Here is a 10571-nt window from a genome sequence, read left to right on the forward strand (position 1 = left end):
CCGCTCTCGATTCGCGTCACGTGTTATTCGGTTTCCAGATCGATATCGATGCCGAGGGAACGAATTTCTTTGATCAACACGTTGAAAGACTCGGGCATGCCCGGCTCCATACGGTGATCGCCGTCCACGATGTTTTTGTACATCTTGGTCCGGCCGTTCACATCGTCCGACTTCACTGTGAGCATTTCTTGCAGAGTGTAAGCAGCACCGTATGCTTCCAGTGCCCAGACCTCCATCTCCCCGAAACGCTGACCACCGAACTGAGCCTTACCACCCAGCGGCTGCTGGGTAACCAGGCTGTACGAACCGGTAGAACGAGCGTGCATCTTGTCGTCTACCAAGTGGTTCAGCTTCAGCATGTACATGTAGCCAACAGTAACCGGGCGCTCGAACTTGTTGCCGGTACGGCCGTCGAACAGCTGCATCTGGCCGCTTTCTGGCAGGTCTGCCAGTTTCAGCATGGCCTTGATTTCGCTTTCCTTGGCACCGTCGAACACCGGGGTAGCCATTGGAACGCCGCCGCGCAGGTTCTTCGCCAGATCCAGGATTTCCTGGTCGGAGAAGGTGTCCAGCTCTTCGTTGCGACCGCCGATCTCGTTGTAGATCTCGTGCAGGAACTTACGCAGGTCTGCGACCTTGCGCTGCTCTTCGATCATACGGTTGATCTTCTCGCCCAGACCTTTGGCCGCGAGGCCCAGGTGGGTTTCAAGGATCTGACCAACGTTCATACGCGAAGGTACGCCCAACGGGTTGAGGACGACGTCGACCGGGGTGCCATTGGCATCGTGCGGCATGTCTTCAACCGGCATGATCACGGAGACCACACCCTTGTTACCGTGACGACCGGCCATCTTGTCGCCCGGCTGGATGCGGCGACGGATTGCCAGGTAAACCTTGACGATTTTCAGCACGCCTGGAGCCAGGTCATCGCCCTGCTGCAGTTTGCGCTTCTTGTCTTCGAACTTGTCGTCCAGCAGACGGCGGCGATCAACGATGTAGGCCTGGGCCTTCTCGAGCTGCTCGTTCAGAGCATCTTCAGCCATGCGCAGTTTGAACCACTGGCCGTGCTCAAGACCGTCGAGAACTTCGTCGGTGATGTCCTGACCTTTCTTCAGACCTGCGCCGCCTTCAGCCTTGTGGCCTACCAGAGCGGAACGCAGACGTTCGAAGGTCGCGCCTTCAACGATACGGAACTCTTCGTTCAGATCCTTGCGGATCTCGTCGAGCTGAGTCTTCTCGATGGACAGTGCACGAGCATCACGCTCAACGCCGTCACGGGTGAAGACCTGTACGTCGATGACAGTACCTTTGGTACCGGTAGGTACACGCAGGGAAGTGTCTTTAACGTCGCTGGCTTTTTCACCGAAAATGGCACGCAGCAGTTTTTCTTCCGGAGTCAGCTGAGTCTCGCCTTTCGGCGTGACCTTACCAACCAGGATGTCGCCTGCGCCAACTTCAGCACCTACGTAAACGATACCGGCTTCGTCCAGCTTGTTCAGTGCAGCTTCACCCACGTTCGGGATGTCTGCAGTGATTTCCTCTGGCCCAAGCTTGGTGTCACGTGCCACACAGGTCAGTTCCTGGATGTGGATCGTGGTGAAGCGGTCTTCTTGAACAACACGCTCGGACAGGCAGATGGAGTCTTCGAAGTTGAAGCCGTTCCATGCCATGAACGCGATACGCATGTTCTGACCCAGAGCCAGCTCACCCATGTCGGTGGACGGGCCGTCAGCCATGATGTCGCTACGCTGAACGCGATCACCCTTGCTCACAAGCGGACGCTGGTTGATACAGGTGTTCTGGTTCGAACGGGTGTATTTGGTCAGGTTGTAGATGTCGACGCCGGCTTCGCCAGTTTCTACTTCGTCATCAGCAACACGGACCACGATACGGCTGGCATCAACGGAGTCGATCACGCCGCCACGACGAGCCACGACGCAAACGCCGGAGTCACGGGCTACGTTACGCTCCATGCCGGTACCTACCAGCGGCTTGTCAGCGCGCAGGGTCGGTACAGCTTGACGCTGCATGTTGGAACCCATCAACGCACGGTTGGCGTCATCGTGCTCCAGGAACGGGATCAGCGACGCTGCAACCGACACTACCTGCTTCGGCGAAACGTCCATCAAGGTGACGTCTTCCGGCGCCTTGACGGTGAACTCGTTCAGGTGACGAACAGCTACCAGCTCGTCGACCAGGACTTTCTTGTCGTTCATCGTGGCCGAAGCCTGAGCGATCACGTGATCAGCTTCTTCGATGGCGGACAGGAATACGATCTCGTCGGTGACCAGTGCGTCTTTCACCACGCGGTACGGGCTCTCGAGGAAGCCGTACTGGTTGGTGCGCGCATAAGCGGCCAGGGAGTTGATCAGACCGATGTTCGGACCTTCCGGCGTTTCGATCGGGCAAACACGACCGTAGTGCGTCGGGTGTACGTCACGAACTTCAAAGCCAGCACGCTCACGGGTCAGACCACCTGGGCCCAGTGCGGACACACGGCGCTTGTGGGTGATCTCGGAGAGCGGGTTGTTCTGGTCCATGAACTGGGAAAGCTGGCTGGAACCGAAGAACTCTTTCACCGCTGCAGCCACTGGCTTGGCGTTGATCAGGTCTTGCGGCATCAGGCCTTCGCTTTCAGCCATCGACAGACGCTCTTTGACCGCACGCTCAACACGCACCAGGCCAACGCGGAACTGGTTCTCAGCCATTTCGCCTACGCAGCGAACACGACGGTTACCCAGGTGATCGATGTCGTCGACGATGCCTTTACCGTTACGGATGTCGACCAGGGTCTTCAGGACCGCAACAATATCTTCCTTGCACAGCACGCCCGAACCTTCGATCTCGGTACGACCGATACGACGGTTGAACTTCATCCGGCCGACCGCAGACAGGTCATAGCGCTCAGGGCTGAAGAACAGGTTGTTGAACAGGGTTTCGGCAGCGTCTTTGGTCGGTGGCTCACCAGGACGCATCATGCGATAGATCTCTACCAGCGCTTCCAATTGGTTGCTGGTGGAGTCGATCTTCAGAGTGTCGGAGATGAACGGACCGCAGTCGATATCGTTGGTGTACAGAGTCTCGATGCGAACAACCTGGGCCTTGGCGATTTTGGCCAGGATTTCAGTGGTCAGCTCGGTGTTGCACTCAGCCAGGATTTCGCCTGTAGCCGGGTGAACGATGACTTTGGCGGTAGTGCGACCCAGGACGTAGTCCAGAGGCACTTCCAGCTCTTTGATACCGGCTTTTTCGATCTGGTTGATGTGGCGCGCGGTGATACGGCGGCCAGCCTCAACGATGACTTTGCCCTTCTCATCCTGAATGTCCAGGACGGCAATTTCACCACGCAGACGCGAAGCAATCAGCTCCAGCTTGAGTGTTTCATCCTTCAGGCTGAATATGTTGGTGGTGTAGAAGGCATCCAGCACTTGCTCAGTGCTATAACCCAGCGCGCGCAGCAGCACCGAAGCCGGCAGTTTGCGACGACGGTCGATACGCACGAACACGCAGTCCTTCGGGTCAAACTCGAAGTCCAACCACGAACCGCGGTACGGAATAATGCGCGCGGAGTACAGGAGCTTACCGGAGCTGTGCGTCTTACCGCGGTCGTGGTCGAAGAACACGCCCGGGGAACGGTGCAGCTGGGAAACGATTACACGCTCGGTACCATTGATTACGAAGGTACCGTTTTCAGTCATCAATGGGATTTCACCCATGTAGACTTCTTGCTCTTTGATGTCCTTGATCGCTTTGTTCGACGATTCTTTATCGAAAATGATCAGGCGGACTTTTACCCGCAACGGTACGGCGTACGTAACACCGCGCAACACGCATTCTTTGACATCAAATGCCGGTTCGCCCAGGCGATAACCCACGTACTCCAGCGCAGCATTGCCGGAGTAGCTGATGATCGGGAAAACGGATTTGAAGGCCGCATGCAGGCCCACGTCGCGGAACTGATCTTTGGTCGCTCCCGCCTGCAAGAATTCACGATACGAATCCAGCTGGATAGCCAGAAGGTACGGGACATCCATGACGTCCGGCAACTTGCTAAAGTCCTTGCGGATACGTTTTTTCTCAGTATATGAGTAAGCCATCAGCGTTCCCCAGCTTGGTCACCTGCTTGTTTGGCCCCTCCGACGGGAGCAGCCAGAAAATCTCGCAAACCCCATGGTTTGCACCACCGCATCGGGTGGCTACAGCACGTTAATGGCGGCGACCGAGTCGACAGCCAAGAACGGAAAAAGGCCGGTGGCAAGAGCCACCAGCCATCAGCCTTCAGCTTAACGCTTGGGCTGGAGACGCAAGGTCGATGCTTACTTCAGCTCGACTTTAGCGCCTGCTTCTTCCAGTACTGCTTTGGCTTTGTCAGCTGCGTCTTTGGCAACAGCTTCCAGAACCATGGCAGGAGCGCCGTCAACTACAGCCTTGGCTTCTTTCAGGCCCAGACCGGTCAGTTCACGTACTGCCTTGATCACGTTTACTTTCTTCTCGCCAGCTTCGGTCAGCATGACGTTGAATTCGGTTTGCTCTTCAGCAGCGGCAACAGCAACAGCTGGACCAGCGGAAGCAGCAGCAGCGGAAACGCCGAATTTTTCTTCGAAAGCTTTGATCAGCTCAACAACCTGCAGAACCGACATTTCAGCTACGGCGTTGAGGATATCTTCTTGGGAGATAGACATTACTGTATTTCCTGAATTGGGGGACGGCCTAGGCGGCCATCGAAATAAACAAAAATACGCGAAAGAAGTGGCTCAGCCTTAGGCTGCGGCAGCTTCTTTTTGCTCGCGAACTGCAGCCAGAGTACGAGCCAGCTTGCTGGTAGCGCCTTGAATCACGCTCATCAGCTGCGAAATGGCTTCGTCGCGGGTCGGCAGTGTTGCCAGTACGTCGATTTGGTTAGCTGCGAGGAACTTGCCCTCGAACGCAGCTGCCTTGATCTCGAACTTATCCTGACTCTTGGCGAACTCTTTGAACAAACGGGCAGCAGCGCCTGGATGTTCTGTGGAGAACGCAATCAGAGTCGGGCCGGTGAACGCGTCATTGAGAACACTGTATTCAGTGTCAGCAACAGCGCGCTTGAGCAAAGTGTTACGTACAACACGTACGTATACGCCAGCTTCACGAGCCTCTTTACGGAGTCCGGTCATAGCGCCTACTGTCACACCACGGGCATCAGCCACGACAGCGGACAGAGCAGCTTTGGCAGCCTCGTTGACTTCAGCGACGATGGCCTTCTTGTCTTCGAGATTAATTGCCACGGGTTTAACTCCTGCTTGTTACCGTTTCATCTGGCCGAAGCCGGATGTCGTTTTGGTGTCTGATTCGGTAAGGAACCGGGAGCACCATCTGCGTAGGCTTGTGGTTTAAGACTTGCGCCGCCTACGGTCTTGGATAGCCCCCGCCAGGCAGGGACCCCAATTTTTTCGATTGACGCATATCGTGCGTCAATCTGTGTTTTATACGTCCAGCGAGCCTTGGTCGATGACCAGACCTGGGCCCATAGTGGTGCTCAGGGTAACGCGCTTAACGTAGATACCTTTCGAGGAGGCTGGCTTGATACGCTTCAGATCAGCGATCAGGGCCTCAACGTTTTCCTTCAGCTTGACGGCATCAAAGCCGACTTTACCAACGGAGGTGTGAATGATGCCGTTTTTGTCGGTGCGATAACGAACCTGACCAGCTTTGGCGTTCTTAACCGCGGTAGCTACGTCTGGAGTTACGGTGCCGACTTTAGGGTTAGGCATCAGGCCGCGTGGACCCAGGACCTGACCCAACTGACCAACGACGCGCATTGCATCCGGGGAGGCAATAACTACGTCATAGTTCAGGTCGCCGCCTTTCATTTCGGCAGCCAGGTCGTCCATACCAACGCGATCAGCGCCGGCAGCCAGAGCAGCTTCAGCTGCCGGGCCTTGGGTGAACACAGCAACACGTACAGTCTTGCCAGTACCGTGTGGCAGCACAGTTGCGCTACGAACGACCTGGTCGGATTTACGTGGGTCAACACCCAGGTTTACAGCAACGTCAACGGACTCGCTGAACTTGACAGTCGACAGCTCGGTCAGCAGGGCGGCGGCGTCTACAAAGTTGTAGGCCTTGCCCGCTTCGATTTTGCCGGCGATAGCCTTTTGGCGCTTGGTCAGCTTAGCCATTACACACCCTCCACGTTAAGGCCCATGCTACGAGCAGAACCGGCGATGGTACGCACGGCTGCATCCATATCAGCTGCAGTCAGATCCGCGTTTTTGGTTTTCGCGATTTCTTCCAGCTGAGCACGAGTTACAGTGCCGACTTTAACGGTGTTAGGACGAGCGGAACCGCTAGTCAGACCTGCAGCCTTCTTCAACAGAACCGAAGCCGGGGTCGACTTGGTTTCGAAAGTGAAGCTACGGTCGCTGTATACAGTGATGATTACTGGAGTCGGCAGACCTGGCTCAAGACCCTGAGTACGGGCGTTGAAGGCCTTGCAGAATTCCATAATGTTCACGCCGTGCTGACCCAGAGCTGGACCGACGGGTGGACTAGGGTTGGCCTGAGCGGCCTTCACTTGCAGCTTGATGTAAGCGGTAATCTTCTTGGCCATGAGGCACTCCAATTACGGGTTCAGACGCCTCGAAAGGCTCCCCGGTTACTTGCGCGTTTATCCCAGTGACGACAAAACCCCACAGCCTAAGGCTGCGGGGTTGGGATGCTTGCTCAGCTAGACCTTCTCGACCTGGCTGAACTCCAGCTCCACCGGAGTAGAGCGACCGAAAATGAGCACCGCCACTTGGATCCGGCTCTTTTCGTAGTTAACTTCTTCGACGGTGCCGTTGAAATCAGCAAACGGACCATCTGTGACACGAACAACCTCACCCGGCTCGAACAGCGTCTTCGGCTTAGGCTTGTCACTACCATCCGCAACACGACGCAGAATTGCTTCTGCCTCTTTATCGGTGATAGGAGCAGGCTTATCGGCGGTACCGCCAATGAAACCCATGACGCGAGGAGTGTCCTTGACCAAGTGCCAAGTACCCTCATTCATGTCCATCTGAACCAGCACGTAGCCAGGGAAGAACTTGCGTTCGCTTTTGCGCTTCTGGCCATTCCGCATTTCAACCACTTCTTCAGTGGGAACCAGAATCTCGCCGAAGCCTTCTTCCATGCCTGCGAGCTTTACGCGCTCTATCAAAGAGCGCATAACGTGCTTCTCGTAACCCGAGTAAGCATGCACAACGTACCAACGCTTAGCCACGGGACACCCTTAGCCAACAATCAAGGAAACAAGCCAGCCGAGCAGGGAATCGAGCCCCCACAACAGCAACGCCATAACCAGAACAACAGCCACGACAATCAATGTGGTCTGAGTGGTTTCTTGGCGAGTCGGCCAAACGACTTTACGAATTTCGGTGCGAGCTTCCTTTACCAGGACCGCGAAAGACTTGCCTTTGGCAGTCTGCAGGCCTACAAAGGCAGCTACAGCAGCAAGAGCAAGCAAAGCGAGCACGCGGTACAGGATCGGCGAAGCAGAGTAGTACTGATTGCCAACAACGCCTACGACCACCAATGCGACTACAGCAAGCCACTTGACCAGATCGAAACGAGAGCTTTGAGCTTCAGCCTTAGGAGTCATCTATGAAGATCCTGTGAAAAGAAAGCCAGACACACCACGTGAATCTGGCAGGTCAGGAGGGAATCGAACCCCCAACCTACGGTTTTGGAGACCGTCGCTCTGCCAATTGAGCTACTGACCTAAAACAAAATCAGGCCGACCATTATGCAGGCCTGAAAAAGACTTTACAACAACCAACCCCAAGAGACTTGAAACCACCTGACAACGAAGCCAAGCACAACAGGATCAAGCCGAGATAAGCTGTTAAAACAAAGGCAGATATTTTCATATCTGCCTTGTCATATGGAGCTCTTGAGCGGATTTGAACCGCTGACCTCACCCTTACCAAGGGTGTGCTCTACCAACTGAGCTACAAGAGCGAAACACCTTGCACAACCTGCAAACTTGGAGCGGGTAGCGGGAATCGAACCCGCATCATCAGCTTGGAAGGCTGAGGTTCTACCACTAAACTATACCCGCGGAGCTTGCAGCTCACGCTAAAAATGGTGGAGGGGGAAGGATTCGAACCTTCGAAGTCGTAGACGTCAGATTTACAGTCTGATCCCTTTGGCCGCTCGGGAACCCCTCCTAAGCGAGCCGGCATTTTACATTACGCCGACCTTCTGTCAAGCATTTTCTCATTTAAAAATATGAGGTTAGCTGCATTGACCTTCGCTTCACACTGTAGACCGTAAAGGCCTTCACTGCGAAGCGGGCGCCATTCTATGCAAACTATTCGAGACTTGCAACGCCTTCGCACAACATTATTTTATGTTTTAACTCATTGAATTCCTTAGCAAGGTTTTCAAATGGTAGATCGTCAGCCAGACGCCTGCTTTCAGGAGACACGCGAAGCCAGTAACCGACAGCATCCGGAACGGTCAGCATTTGGACCTTGGCCTTTATATCCAAGCTTATAAGGCGCTGCTCAAGCGACTGGGCCTGCCGCAGATCAGAGAACCCACCTATGTATAAGCAGGTACTTTGAGCATCCGGAGCCTTGACTCGATCGCGCCGGGAAACCGCATCGGAAGACTCGCTCAGCAGTCGGATATCTTGCTGAGACCCCTTATAAAGACTCAACGGAGTGACATCCTTCGCACGCAAAGGAGCCTCTTGCTGATGCCAGATGTAGTAGAAGACATTGAGCACAAGCAAAAGTAAAAACAGCCAACGCATAAACACCTCAGGACAAAGGGCACGCCATCGCCAGGCCAACGAACACCAGATCCGGAACGAGCCGCCCATGTGGAACGACCTCAGAGACCAGGTCAGCATCCCCACCCGTCAGGAACACCGAGAATTCATCCCCCCAATAGCTTCGAGCCAGCTCAAGCTGAGTCAGCACAAACCCCCTCAGCATTAGCGTACAACCTCGCTCAACAGCTTCTACAGTGGTACGCCCCGGAGAGAACTGCTCCAGCGCCTGCTCAGCAGCAGCATCGTTGTAGCGGATCTTTCGCGTATGCGTGCGTAACTGGCTGCGCATCAAGGGCATCCCTGGACAAATAAAGCCCCCCAGATGCTCACCATCGGCCGCAATAAAATCCGCCGTCGCCGCCGTGCCAAAATCAAGGACCAAACAAGCACCTGAGCTCAACTTGAATGCCCCAAGCATTGCCAACCAACGATCAAGCCCCAGTCGCTCGAACTCGTCATAGCCGTTACGCACCCCTGCCATTTCGCGCGCTGAAGCCGCACACGAGACGGTGACGCCAAATGCCTGCTGCAGCACCTCCACCAGCTTATCGGTCTCCTCGAGCGCTCGAACGCTCACCAGTCGGCAACGCGTCAGCAATAGACCTGGAACTGAGAGCAGACTCTCAATCAATGAAGCATCCGAACCAACGACACCTTCGGCCAAGACTCCGGCTTTATCCGGCCCCAGCACACGCCACTTGATGAAGCTATTCCCACAGTCGAGCTCAAGAATCATCACGCAACCTCAGGCTTAACTCACCACCGCTGTATGTTTTCTCGACACCATCAACATTCAAGCGCAATGCCCCTTGATGATCGATACCCAGCACTACCCCATCAATTTGGTTGACGCCCGCTATGAGACACACAGCCCTACCCTGCCACAAATGATTTTGCTCCCACTCTTCCTGGAGAGCAGCGAAGCCATGGCTTTTATGTCGGTCCAGATAGCCCCCCAATTGCAAACCCAGCCTGGCAACCAATTGGTTTCGATCAATAGAAGAGCCGGTCTCCAATTGAACCGAAGTCCACTGCCGATCAACCTCGACCGCTTTCTGCATATTCACATTAATACCGATGCCGAGCACAACGTGACAGATGTCAGCAGGATCCCCCACCAACTCCAGCAAAATACCGGCAATTTTTTTATCCTCAACCAAAACATCGTTTGGCCACTTCAAAGCAGCCCTATGCACACCTGACTCACGCAGAGCCTGCATGACCGCCAAGCCCACGACAAGGCTAAGGCCCTCCAGCTGACGCAGCCCTCCATCAACACGCAATACGAGGCTGTAATACAGATTCTGCGCGAACGGACTGACCCATTTGCGACCACGCCTTCCACGCCCTGCCGTTTGCTGCTCAGCAAGTACCAGGAACGGCGCAACGCAGCCGCCATCGACAAGACGTAAAGCCTCGGCGTTAGTGGAATCAATAGAATCGGAAATGTAGACAGGCCACTCCATAGAACCTGTATTGACTGCAATTTCTTCGGCATTCAGGAACGCCAATGGGGACGCAAGTTGATATCCCCTGCCTCGGACTTTATGGATGGGCAGATTCAACTCAGCCTCAAGATGCTGGAGCTGCTTCCAAACAGCACTACGGCTTATACCCAGAGCGGCACCCAGCGCCTCACCAGAATGGAATCGGCCATCTTTTAGAAGTTCTAGCAACGTCAACATGCAAATATCGCCTCACGATGAGGCACGCATGATAGCCATGCACAAAGCCATTGCATAGAAAGGCCGAGCGCGAGCAGTCATCGGCCCTTTGT

Annotated in this window: 10 protein-coding genes and 4 tRNA genes; all 14 read right to left on the bottom strand. The window is 54.9% G+C overall.

Annotated elements, in window-relative coordinates:
• Positions 1-23: 23 nt before the first annotated feature.
• Positions 24-4097, bottom strand: a complete 4074-nt coding sequence (gene rpoB / locus M5B97_RS21950) for a DNA-directed RNA polymerase subunit beta (protein WP_123714341.1) — start codon at positions 4095-4097, stop codon at positions 24-26.
• 219 nt (positions 4098-4316) lie between these two features.
• Positions 4317-4682 (bottom strand): 50S ribosomal protein L7/L12, encoded by a 366-nt coding sequence (gene rplL / locus M5B97_RS21955; RefSeq protein ID WP_123714342.1) that lies wholly within the window; start codon positions 4680-4682, stop codon positions 4317-4319.
• A gap of 78 nt (positions 4683-4760) precedes the next feature.
• Positions 4761-5261: a 50S ribosomal protein L10 gene (gene rplJ / locus M5B97_RS21960; RefSeq protein WP_123714343.1), complete on the bottom strand. Its 501-nt coding sequence runs from the start codon at positions 5259-5261 to the stop codon at positions 4761-4763.
• Positions 5262-5459: 198 nt separating this feature from the next.
• A complete protein-coding gene (rplA, locus tag M5B97_RS21965; RefSeq protein ID WP_025132370.1) occupies positions 5460-6155 on the bottom strand; it encodes a 50S ribosomal protein L1 in 696 nt (231 codons plus the stop codon).
• The gene (gene rplK / locus M5B97_RS21970) at positions 6155-6586 is read right to left on the bottom strand and encodes a 50S ribosomal protein L11 (RefSeq protein WP_003176435.1); all 432 of its coding nucleotides are present in this window, start codon (positions 6584-6586) and stop codon (positions 6155-6157) included. Before rplK ends, rplA begins: the two co-directional genes overlap by 1 nt.
• 117 nt (positions 6587-6703) lie before the next feature.
• A complete protein-coding gene (gene nusG / locus M5B97_RS21975; RefSeq protein WP_123714344.1) occupies positions 6704-7237 on the bottom strand; it encodes a transcription termination/antitermination protein NusG in 534 nt (177 codons plus the stop codon).
• Positions 7238-7246: 9 nt separating this feature from the next.
• The gene (secE, locus tag M5B97_RS21980) at positions 7247-7615 is read right to left on the bottom strand and encodes a preprotein translocase subunit SecE (RefSeq protein ID WP_003194658.1); all 369 of its coding nucleotides are present in this window, start codon (positions 7613-7615) and stop codon (positions 7247-7249) included.
• Between the two features lie 45 nt (positions 7616-7660).
• Positions 7661-7736, bottom strand: a tRNA-Trp gene (locus M5B97_RS21985).
• 162 nt (positions 7737-7898) lie between these two features.
• A tRNA-Thr gene (locus tag M5B97_RS21990) sits at positions 7899-7974 on the bottom strand.
• Positions 7975-8000: 26 nt separating this feature from the next.
• Positions 8001-8074: transfer RNA gene (locus M5B97_RS21995), tRNA-Gly, on the bottom strand.
• Positions 8075-8098: 24 nt separating this feature from the next.
• A tRNA-Tyr gene (locus tag M5B97_RS22000) sits at positions 8099-8183 on the bottom strand.
• A gap of 143 nt (positions 8184-8326) precedes the next feature.
• A complete protein-coding gene (locus M5B97_RS22005; RefSeq protein ID WP_248732640.1) occupies positions 8327-8773 on the bottom strand; it encodes a hypothetical protein in 447 nt (148 codons plus the stop codon).
• A 7-nt stretch (positions 8774-8780) separates the two neighbouring features.
• Complete coding sequence (locus tag M5B97_RS22010) at positions 8781-9530, bottom strand: pantothenate kinase (protein WP_123714346.1); 750 nt, start codon at positions 9528-9530, stop codon at positions 8781-8783.
• Positions 9520-10479: a bifunctional biotin--[acetyl-CoA-carboxylase] ligase/biotin operon repressor BirA gene (gene birA, locus M5B97_RS22015; protein WP_248732641.1), complete on the bottom strand. Its 960-nt coding sequence runs from the start codon at positions 10477-10479 to the stop codon at positions 9520-9522. The genes M5B97_RS22010 and birA overlap by 11 nt, the downstream gene beginning before the upstream one ends.
• Between the last annotated feature and the right edge of the window lie 92 nt (positions 10480-10571).

This window comes from Pseudomonas sp. MWU13-2517 (assembly GCF_023242545.1).
In the GTDB taxonomy this organism is placed as follows: domain Bacteria; phylum Pseudomonadota; class Gammaproteobacteria; order Pseudomonadales; family Pseudomonadaceae; genus Aquipseudomonas.